Source organism: Paenibacillus ginsengihumi DSM 21568, from assembly GCF_000380965.1.
GTDB classification, from domain to species: domain Bacteria; phylum Bacillota; class Bacilli; order Paenibacillales; family NBRC-103111; genus Paenibacillus_G; species Paenibacillus_G ginsengihumi.
This window is the reverse complement of the sequence record NZ_KB905558.1, coordinates 55,409-69,625: the sequence shown is the minus strand read 5'-3', so window position 1 is coordinate 69,625 and position 14,217 is coordinate 55,409. Positions and strand designations below refer to the sequence as shown.

At 58.2% G+C, this 14,217-nt stretch carries 15 protein-coding genes; 11 read left to right on the top strand and 4 right to left on the bottom strand.

The genetic code is table 11. The annotated features are described in order from the left end of the window. The first annotated feature begins 26 nt into the window (after positions 1–26). Both F591_RS0108405 and glnA read left to right on the top strand, forming a co-directional pair. Entirely contained in the window at positions 27–437 is a 411-nt protein-coding gene (locus F591_RS0108405; protein WP_019534152.1) for a MerR family transcriptional regulator, read from the top strand. 102 nt (positions 438–539) lie between these two features. Continuing rightward, positions 540–1,877: a type I glutamate--ammonia ligase gene (gene glnA, locus F591_RS0108400; protein WP_019534151.1), complete on the top strand. Its 1,338-nt coding sequence runs from the start codon at positions 540–542 to the stop codon at positions 1,875–1,877. 144 nt (positions 1,878–2,021) lie between these two features. On the opposite strand, the gene lexA is transcribed toward glnA, so the two are convergent. Then, positions 2,022–2,645: a transcriptional repressor LexA gene (lexA, locus tag F591_RS0108395; protein WP_019534150.1), complete on the bottom strand. Its 624-nt coding sequence runs from the start codon at positions 2,643–2,645 to the stop codon at positions 2,022–2,024. Positions 2,646–2,793: 148 nt separating this feature from the next. On the opposite strand from lexA, the gene F591_RS32675 reads away from it, so the two are divergent. The 4 genes from F591_RS32675 to F591_RS0108375 all read left to right on the top strand — a co-directional run bounded on the left by F591_RS32675 (position 2,794) and on the right by F591_RS0108375 (position 5,120). Next, positions 2,794–3,210: a LysM peptidoglycan-binding domain-containing protein gene (locus tag F591_RS32675; RefSeq protein WP_019534149.1), complete on the top strand. Its 417-nt coding sequence runs from the start codon at positions 2,794–2,796 to the stop codon at positions 3,208–3,210. Between the two features lie 356 nt (positions 3,211–3,566). Then, complete coding sequence (locus F591_RS0108385) at positions 3,567–3,752, top strand: DUF896 domain-containing protein (protein WP_019534148.1); 186 nt, start codon at positions 3,567–3,569, stop codon at positions 3,750–3,752. A 29-nt stretch (positions 3,753–3,781) separates the two neighbouring features. Then, positions 3,782–4,294: a hypothetical protein gene (locus tag F591_RS0108380; protein WP_019534147.1), complete on the top strand. Its 513-nt coding sequence runs from the start codon at positions 3,782–3,784 to the stop codon at positions 4,292–4,294. Between the two features lie 31 nt (positions 4,295–4,325). Next, positions 4,326–5,120: an HAD family hydrolase gene (locus tag F591_RS0108375; protein WP_019534146.1), complete on the top strand. Its 795-nt coding sequence runs from the start codon at positions 4,326–4,328 to the stop codon at positions 5,118–5,120. 178 nt (positions 5,121–5,298) lie between these two features. On the opposite strand, the gene F591_RS0108370 is transcribed toward F591_RS0108375, so the two are convergent. Next, positions 5,299–5,841, bottom strand: a complete 543-nt coding sequence (locus F591_RS0108370; protein WP_019534145.1) for a 1,2-dihydroxy-3-keto-5-methylthiopentene dioxygenase — start codon at positions 5,839–5,841, stop codon at positions 5,299–5,301. A 337-nt stretch (positions 5,842–6,178) separates the two neighbouring features. On the opposite strand from F591_RS0108370, the gene metH reads away from it, so the two are divergent. After that, positions 6,179–9,622: a methionine synthase gene (gene metH / locus F591_RS0108365; RefSeq protein WP_019534144.1), complete on the top strand. Its 3,444-nt coding sequence runs from the start codon at positions 6,179–6,181 to the stop codon at positions 9,620–9,622. Between the two features lie 137 nt (positions 9,623–9,759). Next, positions 9,760–10,713 (top strand): ribonuclease Z, encoded by a 954-nt coding sequence (gene rnz / locus F591_RS0108360; RefSeq protein ID WP_019534143.1) that lies wholly within the window; start codon positions 9,760–9,762, stop codon positions 10,711–10,713. A gap of 110 nt (positions 10,714–10,823) precedes the next feature. Here rnz and tlp read toward each other — a convergent pair whose 3' ends face one another. Then, complete coding sequence (gene tlp / locus F591_RS0108355; RefSeq protein WP_019534142.1) at positions 10,824–11,051, bottom strand: small acid-soluble spore protein Tlp; 228 nt, start codon at positions 11,049–11,051, stop codon at positions 10,824–10,826. 179 nt (positions 11,052–11,230) lie between these two features. Here tlp and F591_RS27625 point away from each other — a divergent pair, with 179 nt between their 5' ends. From F591_RS27625 to F591_RS0108340, 3 genes are all read left to right on the top strand, one after another. Beyond that, positions 11,231–11,623: a CidA/LrgA family protein gene (locus F591_RS27625; protein WP_019534141.1), complete on the top strand. Its 393-nt coding sequence runs from the start codon at positions 11,231–11,233 to the stop codon at positions 11,621–11,623. Beyond that, positions 11,620–12,312, top strand: a complete 693-nt coding sequence (locus F591_RS0108345; protein WP_019534140.1) for an LrgB family protein — start codon at positions 11,620–11,622, stop codon at positions 12,310–12,312. Before F591_RS27625 ends, F591_RS0108345 begins: the two co-directional genes overlap by 4 nt. A gap of 112 nt (positions 12,313–12,424) precedes the next feature. Further along, positions 12,425–12,634, top strand: a complete 210-nt coding sequence (locus tag F591_RS0108340; protein WP_019534139.1) for a hypothetical protein — start codon at positions 12,425–12,427, stop codon at positions 12,632–12,634. Between the two features lie 112 nt (positions 12,635–12,746). On the opposite strand, the gene F591_RS0108335 is transcribed toward F591_RS0108340, so the two are convergent. Continuing rightward, positions 12,747–13,652 (bottom strand): carotenoid biosynthesis protein, encoded by a 906-nt coding sequence (locus tag F591_RS0108335; RefSeq protein ID WP_019534138.1) that lies wholly within the window; start codon positions 13,650–13,652, stop codon positions 12,747–12,749. Positions 13,653–14,217 lie beyond the last annotated feature (565 nt).

Genomic DNA, 14,217 nt, shown 5'->3' with positions numbered 1-14,217 from the left:
GTTCACAAGCAAGGAGTTGATGAATCATGGGTGATGATATCCGCAGAAACATGGCGCTTTTTCCGATCGGCATCGTGATGAAGCTGACGGATCTGACTGCGCGCCAGATTCGTTACTATGAACAGCATGAGCTGGTTATTCCGGCCAGAACCGGCGGCAATCAACGGATGTATTCGTTCAATGACGTTGAACGCCTGCTGCAGATCAAGGACTTGATCGAGAAGGGCGTCAATATCGCGGGCATCAAGCAAGTGCTGCTCCCGGTATCCAAAGATTCCGAGGATGCCACCATCTTCAACGAGCAGAGCGAAGTGAAGCGCCGCGAGCTGACCGATTCGCAGCTGCACAAGATGCTCAAGCAGCAGCTGCTCGGCGTGCGCCGTCCCGGTCAAGTGTCCCTGATTCAAGGCGAGCTGTCCCGGTTTTTCAACAAGTAATTCTCTGCCAGAGGCTGCCCTTTGGTACCGCTTACGGACAAGTGGCAGTCTCCGTATTATTGTTACATAATGTTATCCTATGACTTTAAGGAGGAATATTTCGTGACGGACAAAAGCTTTACGAAAGATGACATTTTGCGTATCGCCCGGGAACAAAACGTGAGATTTATTCGTCTGCAGTTCACCGACCTGCTCGGTACGATCAAGAATGTGGAGATTCCGGTCAGCCAGCTGGAGAAGGCCCTCGACAACAAGATGATGTTCGACGGTTCCTCGATTGAAGGCTATGTGCGCATCGAAGAATCCGATATGTACTTATACCCCGACCTCGATACTTGGGTTATTTTCCCATGGGTCACGGAAGACCGTGTCGCACGGCTGATCTGCGACGTTTACTTGCCGGACGGCCGCCCGTTCCCCGGCGATCCCCGCGGCATTCTCAAGAGGGTGCTGAAGGAAGCGGAGGAGATGGGCTATACGGCGATGAACGTCGGGCCGGAGCCGGAGTTCTTCCTGTTCAAGACGGACGAGAAGGGCAGCCCGACGCTGGAGCTGAACGATCAGGGCGGCTACTTCGACCTGGCGCCGACCGACCTCGGCGAGAACTGCCGCCGCGAGATCGTGCTGACGCTGGAGGAGATGGGCTTCGAGATCGAAGCGTCTCACCATGAGGTAGCTCCGGGGCAGCACGAGATCGACTTCAAATATGCGGATGCCATTAAAGCAGCCGATCAGATTCAAACGTTCAAGCTGGTCGTGAAGACGATAGCCCGTCAGCACGGGCTGCACGCTACCTTCATGCCGAAGCCGCTGTTCGGCGTGAACGGCTCCGGCATGCATTGCCATCAATCGCTCTTCAGCGGCAAGGAGAACGTCTTCTACGATGAGAATGACAAGCTCGGCCTGAGCGCGGCGGCGCGCCACTACATGGCCGGCATCCTGAAGCACGCCCGCGCGTTCGCGGCCGTGACGAACCCGACGGTCAACTCCTACAAGCGTCTGGTGCCCGGTTACGAGGCGCCGTGCTACGTAGCCTGGTCGGCCAGCAACCGCAGCCCGATGATCCGCATCCCGGCGTCCCGCGGCCTCAGCACTCGCGTGGAGGTGCGCAATCCGGACCCGGCAGCCAACCCGTATCTGGCGCTGGCCGTCATGCTGAAGGCGGGCCTCGACGGCATCAAGCACAAGATGACACTGCCGCCGCCTACCGACCGCAACATTTATATTATGACCGACGAAGAGCGCGAGGAGCAGGGCATTCCGAGTTTGCCCGTCGATCTCAAGCAGGCGATTGACGAGCTGCTGCGCGACGATGTCATTTGCGACGCGCTCGGCGAACATGCGCTCGCCCATTTTGTCGAGCTTAAGGAGATCGAGTGGGATATCTACCGCACGCAAGTGCACAACTGGGAGCGGGACCAGTATATGACGCTGTACTGATCCTAAAGTACAACGAAAAAGCCATGAATACGGCGCAATGCCGGTTCATGGCTTTCTTTGTTTGTGCAATATTTCTTAAAAAAACTCCCCGCGCAGGCGCGAACAGGGGAGAGGGGATATATTCCGGCATACGCTTTAAATTCATTAATGGATGTCGCGGAAGACGCCGATGACTTTGCCGAGGATCGTCACATGCTTCAGGCGAAGCGGTTCCATCGTCTCGTTCTCCGGCTGCAGGCGAATGTGATCCTTCTCTTTATAGAAACGCTTCACGGTCGCTTCATCGTCGGCCGTCATCGCCACGACAATGTCGCCGTTGTTCGCCGTCTGCTGCTGGCGGACGATGACATAATCGCCGTTGTGAATGCCCGCGTTGATCATGCTCTCGCCGACGACGCTGAGCATGAACACCGTATGGTCGCCGACAAAATGGCTTGGCAAAGGAAAGTAATCCTCGATATTCTCGGTTGCCGTGATCGGCATGCCCGCCGTGACGCGGCCGATGAGCGGCACGCGGGCTATGGAGACGGAATAGGCGCCGTTGTCGCCGGCCGTCCCGTCGGTAATCTCGATCGCGCGCGGCTTGGTCGGGTCCCGCCGGATCAAGCCTTTCTTCTCCAGACGCTCAAGATGGCCATGCACGGTCGAGCTGGAGGCGAGGCCTACCGCTTCGCCGATCTCGCGAACGGAGGGGGGATATCCTTTGTCTCTGACTTCGTTCTTAATAAATTCCAGAATCGCTTGCTGGCGATTGGAAATCTTCCGCATGAACATCACTCCGTTATTGGTAATTCATTACTGAAAAGTATAACACAGAACCGGAGTTCGCACAAACATAAGTTCGAAATAAGGATTGACACAAACGTTTGTTCGTGTTATTTTAAATACCAGAACAAACGTTTGGAGGTTGTGCATCGTGTTCCAGAACACTGCATTGCTTGCGAAATCCCACGCCAATTATGACGCGACAAACCATACGTCCGGCAGAAGCGCCGAACAAGCCGAACAAGCTGGAAGACTCCGCCGTCAAAACAATAATAATAAGCGAACATACGATCGGTTGATGCTGCTTGCTTTGTCTCTCGTCATGGTGATGTTCTTTTGCGCTTTCGTCACGCATCTGTTCGGCGAACGCGGCGTCCAGGCGTCGGAACACAAGGCTGGCGAGCCTGCCTATGTTTATGTAGAAGTCGGCGACAGCCTGTGGAGCATTGCAGCCGAGCATGCAGGGGAAAGCAGAGACCTGCGGAAATACGTTTACGAGATGCAACGGATCAACGGTTTGCGCTCAGCTACCATCTACGAAGGCCAGAAGCTGCTGCTGCCGGATTGATGCGTATCGATAATCTATAGCGGTTTTCATCGTTTTGTCCTATCCATATCGGCTTCACTCTATTATTCCTTTGTTTCCCGCAGGGCGAATTCCGAGCCGTGAATCGTTCGGCAAGCGGCGGGAAAACGGAGGTTTTTTTGTTTTACAGGAAAGGATGCTGAGCAATTACGGGGCTAACGGAAATGGCAGCTCCCCCGAAAATCATCGGAACAAGCTGCGAACAGTCGCCTCATTGCGGGGGCATGTTCGCTGGATAGCGAATCGACCGGAGAATGGCGGCTGCCGGGTCTCAAATGCTTGACAACAGAACATCGGGATGTCAAAGTATATTTGTTACTGAAGACAGGAGGATTGACATGAACGAAAGCGATCACGAAGCAAGCGTGCGGCGGATCAACGAGCTGGCGCGCAAAGCCAAGAGCGAAGGGCTGACAGCGGCGGAGAAGGAAGAGCAAAGCCTGCTTCGCCGGAAGTATATCGACGCGTTCAGGGCTTCGCTCCGTTCGCAGCTGGACAATATCAAGCTGGTGGACAAGGATTAAGGAAATCATCGATGCGAGGGGTTTGAGACATGTCGCGCAAGTGGGAACGCATGGTTCGCAGAAATACGAAAGCGGTCAACAATTACCGTAAAAAAACGGGAAAACCGACCATTCATGAAGCGGCCGCAGAGGACGGGGCGGTCGTCTATCGCGGACGAAGCTGGTTTTTTCCGATGCTGCTTGTCATGACCGGCGTCTTCTGCTTTATTGCCTTTCGCGGACAAGCCGGGTCCGATGCGATGTATTGGGTTACGGGAGCGAGCTATCTGCTGCTGGCCGTTCTCATTTTTTACGGACGCCGGCCGTATTTGAAAATCGGGCGTCAGGCGCTCACTTCGCGGCGGTTTGGCGGCGACCGGACGATGGAAGCGTCGCAGATCGGGAGCATCGAAGTGAGCAAGGATGCCGTCGTCATCACCTTGAAACCGAAAAACAGCCGCTGGGTATTCACGAAGCAGTATCATTTGTTCCCGGTTGCGGAGGCGGGCGAAAGCCTGAAGGTGTTTGCCGACCGGCACTCCATCGCATACAGCGAAAAGTAGTTCACGCCGACAGATGAGGAGAGAGGATAACATGGGAATTCAAGCCGTACTGTTTGATCTGGACGATACGCTGCTGTGGGACGAGCGCAGCGTCAAGGAAGCGTTCGAGGCTACCTGCCGGGCGGCGGCGGAGCGCTATGCTGCCATCGATCCGGCTGAGCTGGAGCAGGCTGTTCGCCGGGAGGCGAGAGCGTTGTACGAATCGTTCGAGACGTTTCCGTTTACGAAGATGATCGGCATCAATCCGTTCGAAGGCTTGTGGGCCCGCTTCAGCCAAGGGGAGCACCCGTCTTTTCGCAAGCTGGAGGCGCTCGCGCCCGAGTACCGCACCGCATCGTGGACCCGCGGCTTAAAGGCGCTCGGTATTGACGATCCGGAGCTCGGGTACGAGCTTGGCGAGCGGTTCCCGGCGGAAAGGCGCAGCCGCCCGATCGTCTATGAGGAGACGTTCGAGGTGCTGGAGCAGCTTAAGGGCAAGTACCGGCTGCTGCTGCTGACCAACGGTTCGCCGGACCTGCAGAAGGAGAAGCTGGCAGGCGTGCCGCAGCTGGCGCCGTATTTCGATCATATCATCATTTCCGGCGAGTTCGGGGAAGGCAAGCCGGCCGCTTCGATTTTCCGCCATGCGATGGAGCTGCTGAAGATCGGGCCGGACGAAGGCGTCATGATCGGGGACAAGCTGACTACCGATATTTTGGGCTCGAACGGCGTCGGCATGCGCAATATGTGGATAAACCGCCATGGAATCAGCCGCACCGACGAAATCGTTCCTTCCTTTGAAATCGCCAGCCTTCGCGATATTCAAGGCATTATTGAGCAATTATAAGATCGACGCCAATGACAAGCGATTCCTTCGTCATCGGTCGTTACCTGCGGTAATGAAAATTCAGCGTGTGAATACCGCCGAATCAGCAAGCCTAAAAGGACCGCCCATATCGGGCGGTCCTCCGCGTAGCAAAGCATATGAAAAATTCTGCTGTCATACAGGACGCAGTATATTTTCGTTACGCCTTCTGAAACGCCGGGTCGTCGAACGGATGGGCGATCCAGCCTTCCGTTTCGATGAACAGCCGCACAGCGACGATTTGGCGATTCTCCATCAGCGTGAAGAAGTGCGGTTTGTTCTCCGGCACGGAGATGACGTCGCCGGCCTCCAGCTCGACGTCGAAATAGCCCACGTCGTCGCTGCCTTTGATGACAAAGATGCCTTTGCCGGCTGTGATGGCGCGAACTTCGTCCTCCGTATGGGTATGCACCTGCTCGAATTTTTTCAGCAGTTCCTCCAGATTCGGGGTTGCATCGGACAATGCGACGATGTCCCACGTTTTGTACCCGCGCCGCTTGGCCAAGTCGCGGATCTCCGCATCGAACGTCTCCAAAATTTTATTTTTCTCGTCGTCGGTCAGAACGAACTTATTTTGCAGCTCAGCCGGAAGCTTGTCCGGATTCCAATGCTCGTAGAGCACTTCCTGCCGATCCAGAAAAGCCTTCACATTCTCTTCGCCCGAGATGCGTTCATTCGTATTGCGTATGCGAATTTCCGCCATGTTCATCCCTCTTTCCCCAAGTTCAATGCTTCACACACTTATTATAGTCAAACGGAAACGGGATGTCGATGGATTCGCCTCAAAAAACATAAAACCTATGGGATTAATTGAATTTAATATGAATTTGGCCATTTTGGGCGGATTGCAAGCGCTTGAAACAAAGATTGTCGCTTTTCATTGCATACGGTTTCTGATAAACTAAGCCTTAAAACGCTTAAAGCGGACGCCGCAGGGCGCCGCCCTCATGAATCGGCCGCAGCCCAATCATGACGAGGGGCTTCATCGTCGCGCTCCCCGGCTCACGTCGGCCGAAGTCGGGGGAAAGGGGAATGTTGGAATGACCAAGCCATCGTTACAGGAACAATTGAAACGTAAAATATTGATTTTGGACGGAGCCATGGGCACGATGCTGCAGCAGGCGAACCTGACGCCGGACGATTTCGGCGGCGAAGAGCTGGACGGGTGCAACGAGAATCTCGTGCTGACCCGGCCCGATGTGATCGCCCGCATCCATGAGGCGTATCTGGAAGCCGGCTCCGATATTATAGAGACGAATACGTTCGGAGCGACCAGCGTCGTGCTGGCAGAATACGGGCTTCAGAGCAAGGCCAGAGAGATCAACCTTGCCGCGGCGCGAATTGCCGTGGAGGCCGCGAATAAATACAGCACGCCGGAGCGGCCCCGCTATGTCGCCGGAGCGATGGGGCCGACGACCAAGACGCTGTCGGTTACCGGCGGCGTCACGTTCGACGAGCTGGTCGACAGCTACCGCGAGCAGGCGGCCGCGCTGATCGAGGCCGGGGTCGATGCGCTGCTGCTTGAGACGTCGCAGGACACGCTGAACGTCAAGGCCGGCAGCATCGGCATACGCCAGGCGTTCGAGGAGACGGGACGGAAGCTGCCGATCATGATCTCCGGCACGATCGAGCCGATGGGCACGACGCTTGCCGGGCAAAATATCGAGTCGTTCTACATTTCGCTCGAGCATCTCGAGCCGATATCCATCGGCCTCAACTGCGCTACCGGACCGGAATTCATGCGCGATCATATTCGCACGTTGTCCGATATTTCCTGCACTTATATCAGCTGCTATCCGAACGCCGGCTTGCCTGACGAGAACGGCAAATACCACGAGTCGCCGGACTCGCTCGCCAAGAAGCTGGCCGGCTTCGCCGAGCAGGGCTGGCTCAATATCGCCGGCGGCTGCTGCGGCACGACGCCGGACCATATCCGGGCCATGTCCGAGATTCTTGCCGGGTACGAGCCGAGACAGCCGCAGGGCTCGCATCCGCCGGCCGTATCCGGCATCGAGACCGTCTACATCGAGGACGCCAACCGGCCGTACTTGGTCGGCGAACGGACGAACGTGCTCGGCTCGCGGGCGTTCAAGCGGCTTATTGCCGAAGGGAAATACGAGGAGGCGTCGGAAATCGCGCGAGCCCAGGTCAAAGGCGGGGCGCACGTCATCGACGTCTGTCTGCAGGACCCGGACCGCGACGAGCTGGCGGACATGCAGCGCTTCCTTGAGCTGGTCGTCAAGAAGATCAAGGCGCCGCTCATGATCGATTCGACCGACCATCGCGTGATCGAGCTCGGACTGAAGTATTCGCAAGGCAAAGCGATCATCAACTCGATCAACCTCGAGGACGGCGAAGAGAAATTCGAGCGGGTCGTGCCGCTTATCCACAAATACGGCGCGTCGGCGGTCGTCGGCACAATCGACGAGCGCGGGCAGGCGATCAAGGCCCAGGATAAGCTGGAGGTGGCCCGACGCTCCTACGATTTGCTAGTCGGCAAGTATGGGATGAGGCCGCAGGACATCATCTTCGATCCGCTCGTGTTCCCGGTCGGCACGGGAGATCAGCAGTACATTGGCTCGGCGAAGGAGACGATCGAGGGCATTCGTCTGATCAAGCAGGCGATGCCGGAGACGCAGACGGTGCTCGGCCTGAGCAACGTGTCGTTCGGACTGCCGCCGGCGGGCCGCGAGGTGCTCAACGCCGTCTATTTGTACCACTGCACGAAAGCCGGTCTTGATTTTGCCATCGTCAACACCGAGAAGCTGGAGCGTTATGCGTCCATTCCGGAGGAAGAGCGCAGGCTTGCCGAGGATTTGATCTACGATACGAATGACGATACGCTCGCCGCGTTCGTGGCCCATTTCCGCGCCAAGAAGGTGGAGAAGAAGGAGACGGCCTCGAGCCTGTCGCTGGAGGAGCGGCTCGCTGCGTATGTGGTGGAAGGGTCGAAGGACGGGCTGTACGCCGATCTGGACGAAGCGCTCAAGAAGTACACGCCGCTCGACATCATCAACGGCCCGTTGATGGCAGGCATGGCCGAGGTCGGCCGTCTGTTCAACAACAACGAGCTGATTGTCGCCGAGGTGCTGCAGAGCGCGGAAGTCATGAAGTCGTCCGTCTCTTATCTGGAGCCTCATATGGAGAAGGCCGACAGCGCCGTGAAGGGGAAAATTTTGCTCGCCACCGTCAAGGGGGACGTGCACGATATCGGCAAAAACTTGGTCGAGATCATTCTCTCGAACAACGGATACCAGATCGTCAACCTCGGCATCAAGGTGCCGCCGGAGCAGTTGATCGAGGCTTACCGCAAGGAGAAGCCGGATGCCATCGGCCTGTCCGGGCTGCTTGTTAAATCCGCGCAGCAGATGGTCGTCACCGCGCAGGATTTGAAAAACGCCGGCATCGACGTGCCGATTCTCGTCGGCGGCGCGGCGCTCACCCGGAAGTTCACCAAGACGCGGATCGCTCCCGAGTACGGAGGCATCGTGCTGTACGCGAAGGATGCGATGGACGGCCTCGATCTCGCCAACAAGCTGAGCGATCCGCAGCAGCGCCAGCAGCTGATCAAGGAGCTGCGGGAGAGCATGGATTCGGATGTGATGGAAGCCGGCCGAAAGGATAACGCCTTGCCGCCGCTGACGCGCGTCCGCACCTCGCAGGTCGACCGGACCGTGCCCGTGCAGACGCCGCCCGATTTCGAGCGGCATGTGCTGCGCGACTATCCGATCAGCCATCTAGTGCCGTATGTGAATATGCAGATGCTGCTTGGACATCACCTCGGCCTGAAAGGCAAGGTTGAGAAGCTGCTGGCCGACCGGGACGCCAAAGCGCTGCAGCTGAAGGAGACGGTTGACGGTATTTTGGTTGAAGCGCAGCAGGAAGGCATTATCCAGGCGCATGGCATGTACCGCTTTTTCCCGGCGCAGGCCGACGGCAACGACGTGCTGATCTACGATCCGGCCGACCGGAAGACCGTGCTGCAGCGCTTCTCGTTCCCGCGTCAGGAGACCGAGCCGTTCCTCTGCTTGGCCGATTACCTCAGGCCGGTAGATAGCGGCGAGATGGATTATGTCGGCTTCCTCGTCGTGACCGCGGGCAAGGGCATTGGCGAGAAAGCCGCAGAGTGGCGGGAAAAAGGCGATTACCTGCGCTCGCACGCCCTGCAGGCAACGGCGCTGGAGCTGGCCGAAGGCTTCGCCGAGCGCGTGCATCAGATGATGCGGGATGTGTGGGGCTTCCCCGATCCTGCAGAGATGACGATGCAGGAGCGCTTCGGGGCGAAGTATCGTGGCCAGCGCTTCTCGTTCGGCTACCCGGCCTGCCCGGATCTCGAGGATCAGGAGAAGCTGTTCGCGCTGATGAAGCCTGAAGATATCGGCGTACAGCTGACGGAAGGCTTCATGATGGAGCCGGAGGCTTCCGTATCGGCGATCGTTTTCGCACACCCGCAAGCGAGATATTTTAACGTGGACAAAATGTAGCCGGAGGCCGGCGAACGGTTTCAAGATCGGCGCTTTTGCTGACATCAACAGCAAAAGATAGGGTATAATAGGGTGGAGCTTAAGCGGGGCTCCACTCTTTATCTTTACGCGATTACGCAAATGGAGACGATGGACACGTGGAGTTATATTTTCTTGGCACGGGAGCCGGCATGCCTTCGAAGGAACGGAACGTCACCTCGCTCGTGCTGAATTTGATGGCGGAACGCAATGCCATCTGGATGTTCGACTGCGGGGAAGCGACGCAGCATCAGGTGCTGCGGGCTCCCGTGCGCATCGGCAAGCTGGAGCGGCTGTTCGTCACGCATTTGCACGGCGATCATCTGTACGGGCTGCCAGGCTTATTGACAAGCCGGTCCTATCAAGGGGGCGACACGCCCTTCACGCTGCACGGCCCTGTCGGCTTGAAGCGCTTCATTCACACCGCGCTGGAGGTCAGCCAGGCGCACCTGGCTTATCCGCTAGAGATCGAAGAATTCGAGCCGGATTTTGAGGGCGTCGTATTCGAGGATGAGCAGTTTCGCGTCACGACAGCGCCGCTCGTCCACCGCATCGACAGCCATGGCTATCGCATCGAGGAGAAGCCGCAAAAGGGTCGCCTGCAAGCAGAGCGGCTGAAGGAGCTGGGGATTGCCTCAGGGCCGCTGTACGGCAAAATCAAGCGCGGCGAAGATGTGGTGCTGGAGGACGGGACGGTGCTGCGGGCTGCCGATTTCGTCGGTCCGTCCATCCGCGGCAGAACGGTGACGATTCTCGGCGACACCCAGCCTTGCCCCGGCAGCCTGATGCTGTCGCGCGGCGCCGATGTCCTGGTGCATGAGGCGACGTTCATGGAGAACCGGAAGGAGCTGGCCGTAAAGTACGACCATTCGACGGCCGCGGACGCGGCCAAAACCGCTCGCGAGGCGGGGGCGGGCGTGCTGATTTTGACGCATATCAGTTCCCGATACCAGGGCGAAGAGACCGAGCGGCTGCTTGCGGAAGCGAAGGCGATCCACGGCAACACGCTGCTGGCATACGACCACTTCCGCTTTGAGCTGGCCGCGCCTGGGCGGGGCGGAGGCGGGGCATGACAATTTGCCGTCACGTCTCCCGTTTCCGGCAACGGCTTCTATATGGTCGAAAATAAACCCCGCCTTCGGAGGAAAGGCGGGGCTTGCCCTCGCGCAAACAGCTGGCGCGATTACTCGTTATGCTGATGCCGGGCTTCGTCGCGAATTTCGCTGCGGAACGAATCCAGGCTTTCCCGCCGGCGGGCGTTCTTTTCCCGAATTTGCTCCTGCTCCTGCGGGCTGATTTCTTCCGCATGCTCGGCCAAATACGCTTCGGCTTCCTCGATGTTTTCAATCGTATGGTTAATATTGTTCTGCAAATGCTCGACATTGTCGGCGCGGTTATCCGGCTTTGCCATAGTTCGCTGCAGCTCCTTGTCGTATAGTGGAATCGGCCGGCCTGAAAGACCGCCAACCATTAATGTGTCACCGAAGGGAAGGAAATATGCAGGGGAGCGCCGTTCGCCAGGCAGGCGAGAGCCGCAGCCCAGATGCGATGCGCAGTAAACAGCAAGCGCTGTCATGCGGGAGAGGGGGAATGGACGTGACCGGATTCGCGCTGCTGCTTGGTTTTTATTTGCTCGGATATGCGCTGCAATCCGGACTGCAATTGCCGATTCCGGCCAATGTGCTCGGAATGCTGCTGTTTACGGCGGCTTTGTTCTTGAAATGGGTCAAGCTGGAATGGGTGGAGGAGGCCAGCGCTTTTCTCATCCGGCACATGCTGTTGTTTTTTGCGCCTTTTGTTGTCGGCACGATGGTATTTTTTCCTTATATCGGCGAGCATGCGCTGCAAATCATCGCTTCCTTGCTGTTGAGCACCTTCGGGGTGTTGCTTACGACAGGCTGGTCGGCTAAAGCTGTCGACGCCGCATTCGGCAAGCGGCGGCCCGGGAAAAATACAGGGGCGAAGGAGGATATTTCGGGATGAGCTTATCCGAGCTGGTGCATGAGCCGCTGTTCGGCGTGACGTTGACCGTAGCGGCATACGCCGCGGCGCTGAAGCTGCATGAACGATGGCCGCGCATTCATCCGCTGTTTGCCGCCTCCGCCGCCATCGTCGTCCTTTTGCTGGCGAGCGGAATTCCCTACGAATCATACCGGATCGGCGGAGATTATATCACCTTTATGCTCGGTCCGGCGACAGTGGCGCTGGGCGTGCCGCTGTACAAAAACGCCGCCCGCGTCCGCTGCCACGCTGCGGCTATTCTTGCCGCCGTCACGACCGGATCGGTCAGCGCGATCTTGCTGTCGGCCGCTCTCGTCTGGAGCCTCGGCGGCTCTATGGAGCTGATCATCACGATGATGCCGAAATCGGTCACTTCGCCCATCGCCCTCGAAATTTCGCGTCAGGCCGGCGGCATTCCCGAGCTGACGGCTGTGTTGACCGTGCTGACCGGACTGATCGGCAGCATGTTCGGGCCGGCGCTGCTGAGAGCGGCCGGCGTCCGCGACGATATCGCGCTTGGGGCGGCGATCGGCACTGCCGCGCACGGTATCGGCACCGCCCGCATCATGCGCGACTCGGAGCAGGCCGGAAGCGTCGGCGGCTTTGCGATGGGCGTCGCGGCCATCGTCACTTCGCTGCTCTTCATTCCGCTGTATGCTTGGCTGCAATAAGCCCTAAGCCCCGCAAGGCTTGCTCCCTCTCCAAAGGCAGGCCATGCATGAAACGGAACGAAACAGGCAATGATACAATCCGTGTTTCATAGCAGGCACAGGAGGGATCGGCATGGATTTCACCAGTCAGGATATCGCCGTCATTGAGCAAGCTTTGCAAATGGCCGCACGATCGATGGGTGACGAGTCTAAGGCGCGTCCGTTTTGTGAGGTACTATTGAAACTGAAGGCGAAGGCCGCGGCCGCAGAGGCTCTGTTCGACAAGTCGGCCGAGCGCGACGGCTTTCGTTTCGATTATGACGATTCAGCAGTCATCTACTAACAGACAGTCCGAACAACTGCAATGCCAGCCTTTTGGCAGCCGAACGAGACCCGGCTCCAGGCCTGAAGAGGAGCCGAACGGGTCTTGTTCGCGTTTGCGGCTATTTCCGGATTTAACGCGGTCGCGGCCGGGCGCCGCGGGCTTCGCTTCGCACCGACCGGCGTTTCCACAGAAACAGCAGCGCGAGCAAGGCGGCGTTCAGCGCGGCCGCCCCCCACAGTCCCGAACGAAGAGCCAATGTCAAAAACATCGATTCGGCCGTAACCAGAAGCAGCGATGGAATCAAGGGCGTTCCTGTCGCAGCGCGCTTCCCGGCTTCGAAATATTCGTCATGCACATAGTTGACGATGCTCAAAATTAGCAGGGCGGCAATCCACCAGCACACCAAATTGCTGATCGGAATCGCATACGAAGCCGCGGCCCCTTCCGCGCTTCCGCCGGCCGGCAGCTGAGACAAGGTCTCGCGCCGCTTCTGGCCTGCCGCCGGAGCGAGCAGCAAAGCGAGCGCTACCGCCATCGTCGCTCCCCACAGCGCGGGCAGCAGAAACAGCCGCGTTCTGCGGTTGCGGCGCTCGCGCAGCATGCGCCGCTTGTCCGGCGATTGCGACTGCGCCAGCGTCATGCCTTGCCACAGCGAAGGATCGGAGCGGACCGGGGCCAGCGCTTTGGCGATGACTAGCAGCATGCACCAGGCAAGCGGAACTGCCAGCGGCACGCCGAAGACGAGCGGCGCGAACGAGGGACTGTAGCCGTAAGGGCCGAAGCCGTATCCTGTATGAACGCCGATCCACTCTGCCGCATACGACAAGCTGCCGCAGACGACGAATAAGACGAGCGCCTGCCGGATGCCGTACTGCGATACATACCAGAGCAGCGCCGTTACGCCTCCCAAAATAAAGCAAACGCTGCTGGCCCACTCCAGCCACAATGCCGCGTGGATGACGGCCGCCAGGGCGAAGCCGCCTACGAACGAGAACGAATACAGGACGGTCAGCGGCGAAAGCCAGCGGATCAGCATGGCGCATGCCGCTCGTCTGCGCCAAGCGGTTTCAAGCCGGTGCCAAGCGGCGCCGATTCGGCGCCGAGCCGGACGAGGCCGCATGGCTTGGCCTGTCTGCCGCTTCGGGCGGTTCGCTTCCGGGGAACAGTCATACAGATCACCTCGACGAATGGGGTAGTCGATGAGCCGGCCGCACCTTCCGCCTGTTAATCGCCCAACCGTTACCGTTATTGCAGGCGCTTTTCGGCCGGCCCGTCTGGCAGAACTTGTACGGAAATGCCGTCAATCTATGTATATAGGCCATCCGGACGAATGATACGAAAATTATCGTAAAAAAGACCTTGCCTTCGGCAAGATCCTTTAATGGTGCAAACCTAAACATTGCTGCAGGGGGAAGCTTAGCCGGCGGCCCCGTGCTTCGTGTTAACGCAGCCCCTCCCCGGGCACATGGGCCGGCCCGCTCTCCGATCATCTGGTTGGCCGCCTCTCCCCGGGCTCAACCCTCTCGTTTTAGACCTGTAAAGGATTTAAACTTTCTGATATTGAAAGAAAAACGTCTATCGAAGTCCATTCAAGGATGAGC

What these genes read in the sequence shown, in the direction of transcription:
- F591_RS0108405 (WP_019534152.1), top strand. Translation starts at nt 27, where the DNA reads ATGGGTGATGATATCCGCAGAAACATGGCGCTTTTTCCGATCGGCATC.
- lexA (WP_019534150.1), bottom strand. Translation starts at nt 2,645, where the DNA reads ATGCGGAAGATTTCCAATCGCCAGCAAGCGATTCTGGAATTTATTAAG.
- F591_RS0108385 (WP_019534148.1), top strand. Translation starts at nt 3,567, where the DNA reads ATGAACGAAAGCGATCACGAAGCAAGCGTGCGGCGGATCAACGAGCTG.
- F591_RS0108380 (WP_019534147.1), top strand. Translation starts at nt 3,782, where the DNA reads ATGTCGCGCAAGTGGGAACGCATGGTTCGCAGAAATACGAAAGCGGTC.
- F591_RS0108375 (WP_019534146.1), top strand. Translation starts at nt 4,326, where the DNA reads ATGGGAATTCAAGCCGTACTGTTTGATCTGGACGATACGCTGCTGTGG.
- F591_RS0108370 (WP_019534145.1), bottom strand. Translation starts at nt 5,841, where the DNA reads ATGGCGGAAATTCGCATACGCAATACGAATGAACGCATCTCGGGCGAA.
- metH (WP_019534144.1), top strand. Translation starts at nt 6,179, where the DNA reads ATGACCAAGCCATCGTTACAGGAACAATTGAAACGTAAAATATTGATT.
- tlp (WP_019534142.1), bottom strand. Translation starts at nt 11,051, where the DNA reads ATGGCAAAGCCGGATAACCGCGCCGACAATGTCGAGCATTTGCAGAAC.
- F591_RS27625 (WP_019534141.1), top strand. Translation starts at nt 11,231, where the DNA reads ATGGACGTGACCGGATTCGCGCTGCTGCTTGGTTTTTATTTGCTCGGA.
- F591_RS0108345 (WP_019534140.1), top strand. Translation starts at nt 11,620, where the DNA reads ATGAGCTTATCCGAGCTGGTGCATGAGCCGCTGTTCGGCGTGACGTTG.
- F591_RS0108340 (WP_019534139.1), top strand. Translation starts at nt 12,425, where the DNA reads ATGGATTTCACCAGTCAGGATATCGCCGTCATTGAGCAAGCTTTGCAA.
- F591_RS0108335 (WP_019534138.1), bottom strand. Translation starts at nt 13,652, where the DNA reads ATGCTGATCCGCTGGCTTTCGCCGCTGACCGTCCTGTATTCGTTCTCG.